General features: G+C 59.2%; 15 protein-coding genes and 1 tRNA gene. 5 read left to right on the top strand and 11 right to left on the bottom strand.

Translation table 11 applies throughout. The features are described 5' to 3' along the window. Positions 1–180 precede the first annotated feature (180 nt). Both WA302_RS18095 and WA302_RS18090 read left to right on the top strand, forming a co-directional pair. The gene (locus WA302_RS18095) at positions 181–1,131 is read left to right on the top strand and encodes a 2-hydroxyacid dehydrogenase (RefSeq protein ID WP_197822583.1); all 951 of its coding nucleotides are present in this window, start codon (positions 181–183) and stop codon (positions 1,129–1,131) included. A gap of 87 nt (positions 1,132–1,218) precedes the next feature. Continuing rightward, the gene (locus WA302_RS18090; RefSeq protein WP_060448423.1) at positions 1,219–2,529 is read left to right on the top strand and encodes an MFS transporter; all 1,311 of its coding nucleotides are present in this window, start codon (positions 1,219–1,221) and stop codon (positions 2,527–2,529) included. Between the two features lie 202 nt (positions 2,530–2,731). Here WA302_RS18090 and WA302_RS18085 read toward each other — a convergent pair. The 3 genes from WA302_RS18085 to prfB form a co-directional block, all read right to left on the bottom strand. Continuing rightward, positions 2,732–2,805 (bottom strand) — tRNA-Gly (locus tag WA302_RS18085). A gap of 147 nt (positions 2,806–2,952) precedes the next feature. Then, positions 2,953–4,470 (bottom strand): lysine--tRNA ligase, encoded by a 1,518-nt coding sequence (lysS, locus tag WA302_RS18080; RefSeq protein ID WP_004931697.1) that lies wholly within the window; start codon positions 4,468–4,470, stop codon positions 2,953–2,955. 9 nt (positions 4,471–4,479) lie between these two features. Continuing rightward, positions 4,480–5,578 (bottom strand): peptide chain release factor 2 gene (prfB, locus tag WA302_RS18075; protein WP_096242572.1). Its coding sequence is split into 2 segments (ribosomal slippage): positions 4,480–5,502 and positions 5,504–5,578, totalling 1,098 coding nucleotides; the frame shifts between segments, so codons are not numbered across the junction. Between the two features lie 261 nt (positions 5,579–5,839). Between prfB and WA302_RS18070 the strand changes: the two genes are divergently transcribed. Continuing rightward, entirely contained in the window at positions 5,840–6,226 is a 387-nt protein-coding gene (locus WA302_RS18070; RefSeq protein WP_049296187.1) for a type II toxin-antitoxin system RelE/ParE family toxin, read from the top strand. Beyond that, entirely contained in the window at positions 6,219–6,563 is a 345-nt protein-coding gene (locus WA302_RS18065) for a helix-turn-helix domain-containing protein (RefSeq protein ID WP_025304117.1), read from the top strand. The genes WA302_RS18070 and WA302_RS18065 overlap by 8 nt, the downstream gene beginning before the upstream one ends. 50 nt (positions 6,564–6,613) lie before the next feature. Here WA302_RS18065 and recJ read toward each other — a convergent pair whose 3' ends face one another. From recJ to xerD, 3 genes are read right to left on the bottom strand one after another with little or no spacing between them, the layout of a single operon-like run. Beyond that, positions 6,614–8,347, bottom strand: a complete 1,734-nt coding sequence (recJ, locus tag WA302_RS18060; RefSeq protein ID WP_033639478.1) for a single-stranded-DNA-specific exonuclease RecJ — start codon at positions 8,345–8,347, stop codon at positions 6,614–6,616. A gap of 6 nt (positions 8,348–8,353) precedes the next feature. After that, positions 8,354–9,070, bottom strand: a complete 717-nt coding sequence (dsbC, locus tag WA302_RS18055; protein ID WP_025304118.1) for a bifunctional protein-disulfide isomerase/oxidoreductase DsbC — start codon at positions 9,068–9,070, stop codon at positions 8,354–8,356. 26 nt (positions 9,071–9,096) lie between these two features. Next, a complete protein-coding gene (gene xerD / locus WA302_RS18050) occupies positions 9,097–10,017 on the bottom strand; it encodes a site-specific tyrosine recombinase XerD (RefSeq protein ID WP_154747450.1) in 921 nt (306 codons plus the stop codon). An 85-nt stretch (positions 10,018–10,102) separates the two neighbouring features. Between xerD and fldB the strand changes: the two genes are divergently transcribed. Beyond that, positions 10,103–10,621: a flavodoxin FldB gene (fldB, locus tag WA302_RS18045; RefSeq protein ID WP_025304119.1), complete on the top strand. Its 519-nt coding sequence runs from the start codon at positions 10,103–10,105 to the stop codon at positions 10,619–10,621. Positions 10,622–10,658: 37 nt separating this feature from the next. Here the strand turns inward: fldB and creD are convergent, their stop codons facing one another. The 5 genes from creD to sdhE all read right to left on the bottom strand — a co-directional run bounded on the left by creD (position 10,659) and on the right by sdhE (position 14,883). Beyond that, positions 10,659–12,023: a cell envelope integrity protein CreD gene (creD, locus tag WA302_RS18040; protein WP_025304120.1), complete on the bottom strand. Its 1,365-nt coding sequence runs from the start codon at positions 12,021–12,023 to the stop codon at positions 10,659–10,661. Positions 12,024–12,103: 80 nt separating this feature from the next. After that, on the bottom strand, positions 12,104–13,522 hold the full coding sequence (creC, locus tag WA302_RS18035) for a two-component system sensor histidine kinase CreC (RefSeq protein ID WP_089181251.1): 1,419 nt from the start codon (positions 13,520–13,522) through the stop codon (positions 12,104–12,106). Next, entirely contained in the window at positions 13,519–14,214 is a 696-nt protein-coding gene (gene creB / locus WA302_RS18030; RefSeq protein WP_025304122.1) for a two-component system response regulator CreB, read from the bottom strand. Before creB ends, creC begins: the two co-directional genes overlap by 4 nt. Next, a complete protein-coding gene (locus WA302_RS18025; RefSeq protein ID WP_025304123.1) occupies positions 14,214–14,636 on the bottom strand; it encodes a protein YgfX in 423 nt (140 codons plus the stop codon). Before WA302_RS18025 ends, creB begins: the two co-directional genes overlap by 1 nt. Next, positions 14,617–14,883, bottom strand: coding sequence for an FAD assembly factor SdhE (sdhE, locus tag WA302_RS18020; RefSeq protein ID WP_004931679.1), 267 nt, complete (start codon positions 14,881–14,883; stop codon positions 14,617–14,619). Before sdhE ends, WA302_RS18025 begins: the two co-directional genes overlap by 20 nt. Between the last annotated feature and the right edge of the window lie 204 nt (positions 14,884–15,087).

Raw genomic sequence — 15,087 nt, 5'->3', positions numbered from 1 at the left:
GGCATAACGGGCTATCGCCCCCGATAATAATCGACAGAAGCCACGAAATTGCACACGAGATCACGCCAGCAGTAACATGCTTTTTTAACACTCTTTGGCGTGATGTAGATCGCAATAATAAGCGGTAAAAAAACGTCTGATACAGGATATCCCCTATTGTTTTCAGACAGGATCGCAACGATGCACACTGACACTCAACCTACCATTTTACTTATCGCGCCGGTGATGGATGCTTTACAGGCCGCGTTGGACGCCAGTTACCGGGTATTCCGTCTCTATGAACAATCAGATATTCCAGCCTTCCTGGCTCGCCATGGCGCAGACGTTCAGGCGGTGGTCACCCGTGGCGACGTGGGGGTAACCCGGGAGACGCTGGATCAGTTGCCGCAGGCGGGCATGATTGCTGTTTTTGGCGTGGGAACCGACGCTATCGACCTCAACTACACCCGGGAACGCCATATCAGCGTCGGGATCACCGCCGGCGTGCTGACCGATGATGTGGCCGATCTGGCGATGGGGCTAATGCTGTCCGCCAGCCGCCGCCTCTGCCAAGGAGACCGTTTTGTACGCGAAGGCCGCTGGGAAACGACGCCGCCACCGCTGGCGACCAAAGTGAGCGGTAAGCGCATCGGTATTTTTGGCATGGGGAATATTGGCCAAGCCATCGCCCGCCGGGCGAAAGGCTTCGATATGACCATCCTGTATACTGACCGCCGGCGCAAAGACGACCTGGATTACCCGTGGTGCGCCGATCTGCACACGCTCGCAGCGCAGAGTGATTTCCTGGTGATCGCGGCATCTGGCAGTGCGGAAAACCGCGGGATTATTGATGCCAGCGTATTTAACGCCATGCCCGATCGTGCCTGGCTTATCAATATCGCCCGCGGCAGCCTGGTCGATGAGGCGGCGCTGATAAAGGCGTTACAAAATCATGTTATCGCCGGGGCCGCTCTGGATGTGTTTGAAAACGAGCCCCATGTCCCGACAGCGTTTTTTGCGCTCGAGAATGTTTTGCTTCAGCCCCACGTGGCCAGCGCTACCGTAGAAACCCGCCAGGGAATGAGCCAATCCGTTTTGGATAATCTCGCAGGTTATTTTTCCCATCAGGATATTCCTGGCTTAATTCAATAAAAATGATCGCCTGAATGGCGCACCATCATTTTTATTCAGCCTAACAAAATATCCACTTATCGTGGCGGATATCATCGAGGCATTACTATGACCGATAAAATACCAGGAACTCGCTGGCTGCGGGTTATCGCGCCGATCCTTGTCACCTGCATTATTTCATTTATGGATCGCGTTAATATCAGCTTTGCTCTACCGGGCGGCATGGAACAGGATTTAGGTATTACCAGCCAAATGGCTGGCGTGGCCAGTGGGATATTTTTTATTGGTTATTTATTTCTGCAAATCCCTGGCGGACGACTTGCGGTTTACGGTAGCGGGAAACGTTTTATCGCCTGGTCGCTCGTGGCCTGGGCGATTGTCTCTATCGCCACCGGCTTTGTCACCCATCAGTATCAGCTGCTCGTGCTGCGTTTTATTCTCGGGATCTCCGAAGGAGGAATGTTGCCCGTCGTGCTGACCATGGTCAGCAATTGGTTCCCGGAAAAAGAACTGGGCCGGGCCAATGCCTTTGTCATGATGTTTGCCCCACTAGGGGGGATGCTGACCGCCCCAGTTTCCGGCGCGATTATTGCCACTCTCGACTGGCGCTGGCTGTTCATTATCGAAGGCTTGTTGTCGGTCGTGGTGCTGGCCATTTGGTGGCTGGTGATCAGTGACCGCCCGGAAGAGGCGCGTTGGCTGCCGGCGAAGGAACGCGACTATTTATTAACCGAGCTGGCCCGGGAGCGCAAAGCGCGAGAAGGGATGGTGCCGGCGGCAAAAGCACCGTTAAAAGCGGTGTTTCGCAACAAGGGATTAATGCGCCTGGTCGTGCTGAATTTCTTTTACCAGACCGGAGACTATGGATATACGTTGTGGCTGCCCACCATATTGAAAAACCTGACCGGTGGCAGCATGGCCAATGTTGGGGTATTGGCGATCCTGCCGTTTGTTGCCACTCTGGCGGGGATTTATGTGATTTCGATGTTCAGCGATCGCAGCGGTAAACGCCGTTTGTGGGTCAGGATCTCCCTGTACTGTTTTGCGGCGGCGCTGATAGCCTCGGTGATCCTGCATGAGCACGTGGTGGCCGCCTATATCGCGTTGGTGGTGTGCGGCTTCTTCCTTAAAGCGGCGACCAGCCCCTTCTGGTCAATTCCCGGACGCATTGCGACGGCAGAAGTGGCGGGCAGCGCACGCGGGGTGATCAACGGGCTGGGCAACCTCGGTGGGTTCTGCGGCCCCTATCTGGTAGGCGTCATGATTTATGTGTACGGACAGAACGTCGCGGTTTGCGCGCTGGCGGCATCGCTGCTGCTGGCGGGAAGTATCACCTTCCTGCTGCCGAAAGAATGCGATCGCTCCTGCGAAGAAACGGATAACCGCCTGCCCTCCGGGGCTAAACAGAAATGGAGCTAAGCGGCAATGGCGCGGTGTGGGCAGCAACGGTGGCTCACACCCGCATCAGGACTGGATGGCGCGTTGTGTTATCGCGGTAAGATGCCAGGCCAGCGGCTTGCTCGTCTCACACGTCAACCCACACCAAACGGTGATGCAATCGTTGAGAATCAGCTTTTCTGAAAACGGTTATAGCTCAATGGGGTGATGTTTACGGAGGTTTTGGAGCGGGTGAAGGGAATCGAACCCTCGTATGCAGCTTGGGAAGCTGCCGTTCTACCATTGAACTACACCCGCATCGGTGTGCGACAGGCATTATAACCGGTTATCGGCGGCGGGCAAGCGGAGATGGCGCGTAACTGTCGATGTTTTAAGCGGTTAAGTCCCGTAGACGAAAAAAAACCGGCGCAGTTGCCCGCACCGGTTGTTTCACGCTAAACGCGATTATTTCTGCGGGCGCATCGCCGGGAACAGAATCACGTCGCGGATGGTGTGGCTGTTGGTGAACAGCATCACCATACGGTCGATACCGATGCCCAGACCGGCGGTCGGCGGCAGGCCGTGCTCCAGCGCGGTGACGTAGTCTTCGTCGTAGAACATCGCTTCGTCGTCGCCGGCGTCTTTGGCGTTCACCTGATCGGCGAAACGCTGTGCCTGGTCTTCGGCGTCGTTCAGCTCGGAGAAGCCGTTGCCGATTTCACGGCCGCCGATGAAGAACTCGAAGCGGTCGGTGATTTCCGGATTCACGTCGTTGCGGCGCGCCAGCGGCGACACTTCAGCCGGGTACTCGGTGATGAAGGTCGGCTGAATCAGATGGCTTTCCGCCACTTCTTCGAAGATCTCGGTCACGACGCGGCCCAGACCCCAGCTCTTCTCAACCTTGATGCCGATGGATTCGGCGATGGCCACCGCTTTACCCATGTCGGCCAGGTCAGCCAGATCGGTTTCCGGACGGTATTTCTTGATTGCCTCGGTCATGGTCAGCTTCTCGAACGGCTTGCCGAAGTCGAACACTTCGTCGCCGTACTGCACCTGAGAGGTGCCCAGCACTTTCTCGGTCAGGGTGCGGAACAGGGTCTCGGTCAGCTCGATCAGGTCTTTGTAATCCGCGTAAGCCATGTAGAGTTCCATCATGGTGAACTCTGGGTTGTGACGCGGAGAAACGCCTTCGTTACGGAAGTTGCGGTTGATTTCGAACACGCGTTCGAAGCCACCGACCACCAGACGCTTCAGATACAGTTCCGGCGCGATGCGCAGGTACATGTCGATATCCAGCGCATTGTGGTGCGTGATGAACGGACGCGCGGACGCGCCGCCCGGGATCACCTGCATCATTGGGGTTTCGACTTCCATGAAGCCGCGTTCCACCATGAAGTTACGGATAGCCGACATCACCTGCGAACGCACTTTGAAGGTGTTGCGCGACTCTTCGTTGGCGATCAGATCCAGGTAACGCTGGCGGTAACGGGTTTCCTGATCTGCCAGGCCGTGGAATTTGTCCGGCAGCGGGCGCAGCGCTTTGGTCAGCAGACGCAGCTCGGTGCAGTGGATCGACAGTTCGCCGGTCTTGGTTTTGAACAGCTTGCCGCGCGCGCCGAGGATATCGCCCAGGTCCCACTTCTTGAACTGCTCGTTGTACACGCCTTCAGCCAGATCGTCGCGCGCGACGTACAGCTGAATGCGGCCGCCCACGTCCTGCAGCGTAACGAAGGATGCCTTACCCATAATGCGGCGGGTCATCATACGGCCGGCGACGGTCACTTCTACGCCCAGCGCTTCCAGCTCTTCGTTGTCTTTATCACCGTACGCGGCGTGCAGTTTGTCGGAGGTGGAATCGCGACGGAAGTCATTCGGGAACGCAATGCCGTTCTCACGCAGGCCGGCCAGCTTCTCGCGGCGGGACTGCAGTTCGTTATTGAGATCCAGCGCCTGATCGGCGCCCTGTACTTGTTGTTCAGACATTTCTATTCCTCATAACCCGGCTTTCAAACTTGCCTCAATGAATTTATCCAGGTCGCCATCCAGTACGGCCTGCGTGTTACGCGTTTCGACGTTGGTGCGCAAATCCTTGATGCGGGAGTCATCCAGCACGTAAGAACGGATTTGGCTGCCCCAGCCGATGTCGGACTTGTTGTCTTCCATCGTCTGCTTATCAGCATTTTTCTTTTGCATCTCAAACTCGTACAGCTTGGCTCGCAGCTGTTTAAACGCTTGATCCTTGTTCTTATGCTGAGAACGATCGTTCTGGCACTGCACCACGATGTTGGTTGGCAGGTGAGTAATACGTACGGCGGATTCGGTTTTGTTGACGTGCTGACCGCCCGCACCGGAGGCGCGGTACACGTCGATACGCAGATCCGCCGGGTTGATTTCGATATCGATATCGTCGTCCACTTCCGGGTAGATGAACACCGAGCTGAACGAGGTGTGGCGACGGCCGCCGGAATCGAACGGGCTCTTGCGCACCAGGCGATGCACGCCGGTTTCAGTGCGCAACCAGCCGAACGCGTAGTCGCCGATGATCTTGATGGTGGCCGATTTCAGGCCCGCGACGTCGCCGTCGGATTCTTCGATCACTTCGGTCTTGAAGCCCTTGGCTTCGGCCCAGCGCAGGTACATGCGCAGCAGCATGCTGGCCCAGTCTTGCGCTTCGGTGCCGCCGGAGCCGGCCTGGATATCCAGGTAGCAGTCGGCGCTGTCGTATTCGCCGGAGAACATGCGGCGGAATTCCAACTGATCCAGCTTGCTCATCAGTTGATCCAGCTCGGCGACCGCTTCGTTGAAGGTTTCTTCGTCGTCGGCTTCCACCGCCAGTTCCAGCAGCCCGCCGACGTCTTCGCCGCCCTGCTCCAGCTGATCGATGGTTTCAACGATGGCTTCCAGCGCGGCGCGCTCTTTGCCGAGCGCCTGTGCGCGCTCCGGCTCGTTCCAAACGTCCGGCTGCTCCAGCTCGGCGTTGACTTCTTCTAGGCGTTCCTTCTTGGCATCATAGTCAAAGATACCCCCTAAGAACCGCAGTCCGCTCGGACAGGTCCTGAATTCGGTTTTTTACCGGGTTAATTTCAAACATGGTTTCGTTCTTTTACGTTGATGTCGTCGATGGCGGAATGCCATTGGAACCGCTAATTCTAACGGATCCGGGCGGCAGTTTATAGCGAGTTGGTCAGTTTTTGTGGCGATCGGGCGACAAAGCGGGTGGCAGGAAGAGCAGGAATTTCACCAGCGTTTTATTACCGGTGCCCCTCACGCCGCTAAGCTGTTCAAGTATTGAGCAATGTGGTCATTGAGACTATAGTCGCTATGATGACTCACAGGGACAGGCGGTGCCAAAATGGACATTTTCGTCACGGATGATTTCGACAAATTTATGAAGAAAAATCGCATCGTCGATCAAAAGATTTGCACCGCGGCTCACGAACTCGCACACGGTAACCATGACGGCGATCTGGGCGGCGGCGTCTACAAGAAACGTATTTCGCTCAATCGGGGTAAACGGGGTGGCGCTCGCTCCATCGTGGCGTTTAAACGCGGTCGTCATCAGTATTTTATTGATGGATGGCTGAAAAACACCGTAAAACAGAACGGTGCAAAAGAAATCAACGATGATGAATTGGCAACCTATCGCGAGCTCGCCAGAGATTTTCTTGCCATGCCGCCGGAAATTATCAAACGAGCCATCGATAGCGGCTACTTGCGAGAGGTGAAATGCGATGACTGATAATCGCCTGCTTAGACTGCAAAAAATGGCACAGCGTTTTAATGAGATCGGTGCGGTGTCAGACGATACCGTACGCAACATCGCCACACGAGTACAGGCGCAGGAACAACATGCCCAGCGTGAGCAGCATGATCAAATGGACGGCGCACGCATCAAAATGCTGCGCAGACGGCTCGGCTTGAGCCAGGCCGATTTAGCGGCCGTGGTCAACATGTCGACCACCAGCGTACAAAAATGGGAACGTAACGCGGTAAAACCCCAGGGAGCCGCGCTCAGAATGCTGGAAATTATCGAACAGAAAGGGGTCGCCAGCCTGATCATCTCACCACGAAACTGATGAGCGTTCGTGCACCAGTCACTGACCGATGCACGAACGTCAATTTCGCCTCAGCGCGGCCAAAGATGCTGGATCAGCAGCTGCACGTTGCGGTTGCCGCGAAACTCGTTGACGTCGAGCTTGTAGGCCAGTTCCACCTCGCGCACGCTGCTGTCAGGCCACAGCGTGGTGTCCACGTTGAACGCGATGCCGTCGAGCAACGGGCCGCCGCCGAGCGGCTCCACCATCAGCTTCAGGTGTTTCTCGCCCACCAGCCGCTGCTGCAGGATGCGGAACTTGCCGTCGAAGGTCGGTTCCGGGAACGCCTGGCCCCACGGGCCGCCCTCGCGCAGCAGCTCCGCCGTTGTCAGCGACAGCTCCTGCATCGCCAGTTCGCCGTCGGACCAGATCACCCCTTCCAGCATCGCCGGATCGAGCCATTCACCCACCAACTCGCCGAAACGCTGGCGGAACTCGTCGAATTTGGCCTCTTCCAGCGACAATCCGGCCGCCATCGCGTGGCCGCCGAACTTCATCATCAGCCCGGGGTTCAGCATATCCAGCCGCTCCAGCGCATCGCGCATGTGCAGGCCGGGCACCGAACGGCCGGAGCCTTTCAGTATGCCGTCGCCCGCCGGCGCGAACGCGATCACCGGGCGGTGGAAACGCTCTTTGATGCGCGAAGCGAGGATGCCCACCACGCCCTGGTGCCATTCCGGGTGATACATCGCCAGCCCGTAAGGCAGCTCGGTGCTGGTGCGCTCCAGCTGATCGCACAGCTGCAGGGCTTCCACCTGCATGCCTTGCTCTATCTCGCGTCGCGTCTGGTTCAGCGCATCGAGATCGTTGGCCAGCATACGCGCCTGCGCAATGTCGTCGCTCAGCAGCAGCGCCACGCCGATAGACATGTCGTCCAGCCGGCCGGCGGCATTGAGGCGCGGACCGAGAGCGAAACCGAGATCGTTGGCCGCCAGTTGGCGGGCATCGCGATTAGCCACTTCAAGCAGCGCGCGGATGCCCGGTCGGCATTTGCCGGCGCGGATGCGGTTTAACCCCTGATACACCAGAATACGGTTGTTGGCATCCAGCGGCACCACGTCGGCCACGGTGCCGAGCGCCACCAGGTCCAGCAGCTCCGCCAGATTGGGCATCGCCAGCGCGCGCTGCTCGAACCAGCCGCTGTCCCGCAGGCGGGCGCGCAGCGCCAGCATCAGGTAGAACGCGACACCAACCCCCGCCAGCGATTTGGACGGGAAGGCGCAGCCGCGCAGGTTGGGGTTAACGATCGCTTCGGCCGCCGGCAGGGTCTCGCCCGGCAGGTGATGATCGGTCACCAGCACCTGCATGCCCTTGGCGTGCGCCACGTCGACGCCGGCGTGGGAGGAGATGCCGTTATCGACGGTGACAATGAGTTCTGCGCCGCGTGCCGCCGCCTGCTCCACCACTTCGGGGCTCAGGCCATAACCGTCTTCGAAACGGTTAGGCACCAGATAATCGACGGCTGCGCCGCCCATGCTGCGCAGCGCCAGCACCGTCAGCGCGGTGCTGGTGGCGCCGTCGGCGTCGAAATCGCCCACCACCATGATGCGGCGGCCGTCGGCCAGCGCCTGTTGCAGCAGGCTGACGGCGTCGTCGATGCCGTCCAGCTGTTGCCAGGGCAACATGCCCTTGACGCCGCGTTCCAGCTCTTGCTCAGCCTGCACGCCGCGCAGGGCGTAAAGCCGACGCAGCAGCGGCGGCAAACTGGCGGGCAGATGCGTGTCGTCCGCCGCCGGGCGGCGGCGTAGTTGCGTTTTAATACTCACCGGCGATTAACCACCGGCTTTGGTGGCGGCCTGGTGCGCATCCAGCATGGCGGCCATCTCTTTCGGCCCCTGATAGCCCGGGATCATCATGCCGTTTTCCAGGATGATGGCCGGCGTGCCCTGAATGCCGAACTGCACGCCCAGCTCGTAATGCTTGCTGATGTCGGTTTTGCAGGTCGCCGGAGAAACGGCATCGCCCTTCATGGCGGCGTCGAACGCCTTGGCCTTGTCGGCGGTGCACCAGATCGACTGCATGTCTTTTTCAGCCTGGGAAGCCAGCCCCTGGCGCGGGAATGCCAGGTAACGCACGGTAATGCCCAGATCGTTGTACTCTTTCATCTGCTGATGCAGTTTGTGGCAGTAACCGCAGGTGATATCGGTGAACACGGTGATCACGTGTTTCTCTTTCGGCGCTTTGTAAACGATCATCTGATCTTTCAGCGCGTCCATCTTGGTGCCCAGCAGTTGGTTGGTCACGTTGACCGGCTCTTTGCCGCTGACGTCAAACAGCGGGCCCTGCAGGATGTGCTTGCCGTCTTCGGAGGCGTACAGCACGCCGCTGTCGGTCAGCACGGTTTTCAGGCCGTTGACCGGCGAAGGCTGTACGTCCGCCTGCTGGATACCCAGGCTGGCGAGCGCTTTTTTGATCGCCGCGTCATCGGCATGGGCGGCGCCGGCCACCGAAGCCACCAGCAGAGAGAGCAGCATTAAACCTTTTTTCATTGTTCCAATCCTTTCGAACCCGCCGCTCAGGCGCGCGGGTGATGCTGTTGATGTAGCTGTTTCAGTCGTTCGGTCGCTACATGTGTATAAATTTGCGTGGTCGAGAGATCGCTGTGCCCTAACAACATCTGTACGACACGGAGATCGGCCCCATGGTTCAGCAAATGGGTGGCGAACGCGTGCCGCAACACGTGCGGCGACAGACGCTCGCTGTCGATGCCCGCAAGGATGGCATAGTGTTTGATGCGATGCCAGAACGTCTGTCGGGTCATTTGCTGGCAGCGGGTGCTGGGGAACAGCACATCCAGCGTCTGGCCATTGACCAGCCATGGGCGGCCGTGCTCCAGGTAATTTTCGATCCAGTAGACCGCCTCTTCGCCCAGCGGCACCAGCCGCTCCTTGTTGCCCTTGCCGATCACCCGCACCACGCCCTGGCGCAGGCTGACGTCGCTGATGCTCAACCCCACCAGCTCGGAAACCCGCAGCCCGGTGGCGTACAACACTTCGAGCATCGCCTTGTCGCGCAGCTCCAGCGGTTGATCGACGCAGGGCGCCTGCAACAGCGCATCGACCTGCGCCTCGCTCAGATCCTTCGGCAAACGCTGCGGCAACTTGGGAGACGCCAGCTGCGCGGTGGGATCGTCGGCGCGCAGCTTCTCGCGGTACAGATATTGAAACAGGCGCCTCATGGCGCTCAACAAACGCGCGGAGCTGGTGGCCTTGTAGCCGCCGTCCACCCGCTCGGCGAGAAACGCCTGCAAATCCAACGCCTGCGCCTGCAGCAAGGTGGTATTTTGCTGGCCAAGCCAGGCGCCCAGGGCCTGCAAATCCAGCCGGTAGGAGGCCAGCGTATTTTCCGCCAGATTGCGCTCAAGCCACAGCGCATCCAGGAATTGTTCAATCAGCGCATTGTCTTGCTGTTGCACGCGGTCCTCTCTTTGTTGCATTTCCACCCGCGCCATTATGCCTTAAGCCGACGCAAATCAGGTATACTCGCTGCAATTCTCTAAACAGCAACGTAACGGTTTACACATGAAGATTGGTCTGTTTTACGGCTCCAGCACCTGCTACACCGAGATGGCGGCAGAAAAAATCCGTGAGATTCTGGGTGAAGACCTGGTCGACCTGCACAACCTGAAAGACGTCTCGCCCAAGCTGATGGAGGACTATTCCATTCTGATCCTCGGCATCCCGACCTGGGATTTCGGCGAACTGCAGGAAGACTGGGAAGCGATCTGGCCGCAGTTGCCAGAGCTGGATCTGAAAGGCAAGATCGTCGCCATGTACGGCATGGGCGATCAGCTCGGTTACGGTGAGTGGTTCCTTGACGCGCTGGGCATGTTGCACGATCACATCGCGCCGCTGGGCGTGCAGTTCATCGGCTTCTGGCCAACTGAGGGCTTCGAGTTCACCAGCCCCAAACCGCTGAGCGCCGACGGCAAACACTTCGTCGGCCTGGCGCTCGATGAGGTCAACCAATACGATCTGAGCGAAGAGCGCCTGCAGCAATGGTGCGAACAGATCCTGCTGGAGATGGAGCCGCTGCTGTAGCCGCTATCGGGCGCTGAGCGCGCCCGATTCCCCTCGCTTATTTCCACAGCCGGAAGCGTGGCTCATCTTCCCCGACCGGTGTTTCCTTGGTCAAACGCGCCGGATCGGCCACCTGATACCAGTCCAGTTTGCGCGTCAACAGCATAATGCCCGCCAGAATGGCGAACAGCAGCCCGGCTCCCAGCACCAACGCATTGTCCTCCGACTGCAACAGCAAATAGAGCACGCCGTACAACAACAATAGGCTCGCGGCGAACAGCGCACCGCGCAGCTTGCCGCGCAGTACGGCGCTCAGATAGAAACCGATCAGCCCGCTGCAGGCGATGCTGGCCGCCAGATAAGCGAGAGCGAATCCCAGGTGTTCGGAGAAGGCCAGCAAAATCAGGTAGAACAACACCAGCGCCGCGCCGACCAGCAGGTACTGAATCGGGTGCACCCGCAGCCCGGTCAGGGTTTCGAACAGGAAAAACGCCATAAACGTCAGCCCGATAAACAGCAGCGCGTATTTGACCGCGCGCTCGGTCAGCTGATAGTGATCGACCGGTTCGACCAGGCTGGCGCTGAAGGCCGGCAGCTTGTCCTCGTCGATAATGGCATCGTCGTAATAGAACGCACTGTTGATGTTGTTGGCAAACCAGGTGCTGCGCCAGCGAGCGCTAAACCCTTGCTCCGTCACCTTGCGTTCGTCCGGCAGGAAGTTGCCGAGGAAATTCGGGTGCGGCCAGTTGCTTTGCAGCTGCAGCTCGCTGCTGCGCCCCAGCGGCACCAGCGACAGGCTACTGGTGCCCGCCAACGTCAGGGTGAAGTCGGCGTTCAGCCCCTCTTTTTGTTGCAGCATCGCCAGCGTCAGCGGGGCGTGGATCCCCTGGCGCAACGAGCCCACGCCGGTGCCCGGCTCAAACGCCACCGGCTGCGGCATTGCCAGCGGGGAAATGCGCTTGATGCCGCGAGAGTCGCTCAGCGCCACCAGCAGGAACGGCTGGCCGACGGTCACGTTGGCGCGTTGCAAATCCGTCAGCTCCGGCTGGCCGAAACGCACCTTGAAGTTCAGCGGCCCCTGGTAAACCTGCGTCTGATAAATGCCCAACTTGCGCACCTCCACATTCGGTGCGCCCTGTACCTGAAGCGACTCCGGCAGCAAATAGCGGTAATGCTGCACCCGCTGCACTACCGTTTGTCCTTTCTCGTCTTTCTTCTCTTCGCGTTCGACATAGGGAATGACAATCAACGGACCGAGCACGCGCTGCGCCCCGCTGGTGCTTTCGCTCACCTGCCCGACCACGCTTTGCCGATAGCCGCTGCGTTCGTCGATCACGCTCATCAGCTGGGCGATGGGGATCAACATCACCACCATCAATCCCAGCAGCGTGGTTATTTTCCAGAAAAGTACCGATTTCATCATGCTCGCTCCTCGTAGGTAATAAGGCCACGATAAAACCCGCAGGTGAAATCAGAATGTGGTTATGTGAAGGGAAGGTGAAGTCACAGCGATAACATGAAAGTCGCTTCCACCCCGTGCGGCCGGCGGTTGCGCAGGTGAATGCCGCCATGATGCAGACGGGCGACTTCCTGCACGAAGTTCAGGCCCAGCCCGCTGCTTTTCGGCCGTTCGGCGCGCGGCAGCGAATAAAAACGTTCGAACACTTTATCGAGGGCGTAGTCAGGAATGCCGCTGCCGTCGTCACAGACGCTGATGCAGTAATGCTGTTCCCGCCGTTCGCCTCGCACGCTGACGCACCCGCCCGACGGGGTAAAGTCGATCGCGTTGTCCAGCAGGTTGGTCAACGCCTGGCTGATCAGCAACGCATCGCCGTTCAGCGTCACCTCCGCCAACGCCTCCAGTTGCAATCTGACGCCGCGCTGCATCGCCTGCGCCTCTTTGCCCGCCATCGTCTGGCTGACCAGCGCCGCGATCGCGATGGGCGCGGTCTCCATGTCTGGCCGGCTCTCCAGCCGCGCCTGCACCAGCAGTTTGTCCACCAGCTGCTGGATGCGTGCGCTTTGCTGCTCGATGTTGGTGAGAAAACGCCGGGCGGTATCCGGCGGTGGCAGCTCCTGCAACAGCTCCGCCGCGCCCCTGATCGCCGCCAGTGGGCTTTTCAGCTCATGCGTCAGGGTATGTGCATACTGTTCGATATAAGCTTTACCTTCCAGCTTCAGTCGCATGCTCTCCAACGCCTGCGCCAGCTGCGTCAATTCCCGCCCGCCCACTTTGGGCAGCGGCGCGCTTTCCCCTTGCGCCACCCCGTCGGCATAACGCACCAGCCGGCCTATCGAACGGTTGATCCACCAGACGAATACCACGCCGATCAGCAACGCAATCCCCAGCAGCAACGCGCCGGCCCATAGAATGCGCCGTTCGCTGCGTTTGATCACCGGCGCCATGGTGCTGTTGGGTTTGCCCACGGTGAGCACGCCGATAATACGCCCTTGTTCTATCACCGGCGCGGCCACATACATCACCGAACTGTTTTCATCTTCTGGATCGCTACGGGTGCTGCGGGCGCCGTACTGGCCGCGCAGCGTCCGATAAACGTCATTCCAGCGCGAGTAGTCTTGCCCCTGCGCGCGGCCGGCAGAATCGAAAATGACCCGGCCCTGGGCATCGGTAAGATAGACGTGGTATTCACTGCGATCCTTGCGGATGCCGGAGATATTGGCGCCGATCGGCCGCTGGTTCAGCTGCGTGAACGCCTGCGCCAGTTGGCCATGCGCCGCATCGCCGCGCTGCATGTCCTGACGGGCGATTTGCGCCAACAGGTTGGCGGTGTCCACCAGCGTGCCTTCGGTAGCGCGCCGCACGCCGGGCTTCACTTCCTGGACGAAAATGCTCAGCACGAAGTACCCGGCCACCGCCACGATCAGAAAATATCCCAGCAGCAGGCGCAGGCCAATTTTCATGGCTGGCGGCTCACGCTGTAGCCCAATCCGCGGTGGGTGTGGATGGGCGGCTCACCGGGCTCAACCGCACGCAGCTTGGCGCGCAGCGTCTTGATGTGGGTATCGACGGTGCGATCCAGGCTTTCTTCCGCCTGCGCCCAAACGCTTTCCATCAGTTGCTGCCGCGAGAACACCCGTCCAGGCGCCAACAACAGCGTCTTCAGCAGCAAGTATTCGTAACGGGTCAGCGGCAGCGGCCGCTGATGGTAGGAGATGGTGGCCGCGTCTTCGTCAAGCGTGAAAGCGCCGAAATGGTAGCGCGCGCTCTGTTGCAGGCGCTGCTGCTTATGCAGGCGGCGCAAAATGGTGCGCACCCGGGCGCTGACCTCGCGAGGGGAGAACGGCTTGGCGACATAGTCGTCGGCGCCGATCTCCAGCCCGATCAGGCGATCCACTTCATCACTGCGGGCGGTAAGAAACAGAATCGGCAGGTCAGCCGCCTGAGCCAGCAGGCGGCGACACAATTCAAAACCGTTGATATCCGGCAAACCGACATCGAGGATAGCGAGCGCGGGCGCGCCTTGCGCCAGCGCCTGCAACGCCGGTTCCGCACGTTCGAACCAGCGTACTTCGAAGCCTTCGCTCTCCAGCGTGTAAACCAGCGTATCGGCAATGCTGGGTTCATCCTCCACCAACCAGAGCACGGGTTTCATCAGGGTTCCTCGCCGTTACCCGCCGGCGGATACAGCAACAGCTGCCGCAGGTGGCGCCACTCCTCTTTGCTCATGCAGTCGGAAGCCAGCCACAGCCGGCGGCGCTTTTTGCCTTCCATCGGCTGCAGCGTCAGCAGCAGGCCGTAGCCCGGCATCCAGGGCTTTTTCGCCAGCCGCCATTCTCGGCCGTGCCAGCTGAAACGCCGGTCCGCCAGCAGCCGCAGCTCGCCCTGCACTGCGGCGATGCGCTTCTGGCTACGAATGCACTGAAACACCACCAGCGTCAGCAGCACCAGCCAAAGCGGGCCATAACCTTCCGGCCAGGGCGAAATCAGGATCAGCAAGATCAGAACGCCATGAGTCAACAGGGAAAAAAGCTGGGTGCGCCAGGAAATGCGGATATCACATCGCCACTGGGCCACGGTCTTTATTTCGCGTTTGGATCAGGGTCACCATTCTCTGCAGCTCGCCGTCCTGCGGCGCGCCATGATTCATCAGCCAGTTGAACAGATCGGGATCGTCACACTCCAGCAGGCGGATAAACAGCGCCTTGTCCGCGTCATTCAGGCTGTCGTATTCGTATTCGAAGAACGGCATGATGGAGATGTCCAGCTCGCGCATGCCACGACGGCAAGCCCAGTGAATACGTGCTTTGTTGTTAATATCCATGTTGTTATGACTCACCTCTTTTCAGCGCGGCAGCGCCAGCGCAGGGTTCAAATGACACACTGTATGGCAACGCCGTCGCAATATAATTCCATCAGCCGGGGATCTGTCTGCAAGGGTGCCCTGGCCGCAAGCCTATAGAGTAACAATTTGACATACACGCCGGGAAGGCGCTTTGCTGCGGAAAACGTAATAAAGCGCAAAATG

It is taken from the genome of Serratia sp. 201, assembly GCF_037027545.1.
Lineage (GTDB): Bacteria > Pseudomonadota > Gammaproteobacteria > Enterobacterales > Enterobacteriaceae > Serratia > Serratia bockelmannii.
Note: the sequence above shows the minus strand (reverse complement) of the source record. Positions and strands in the feature narration are given on the sequence as shown.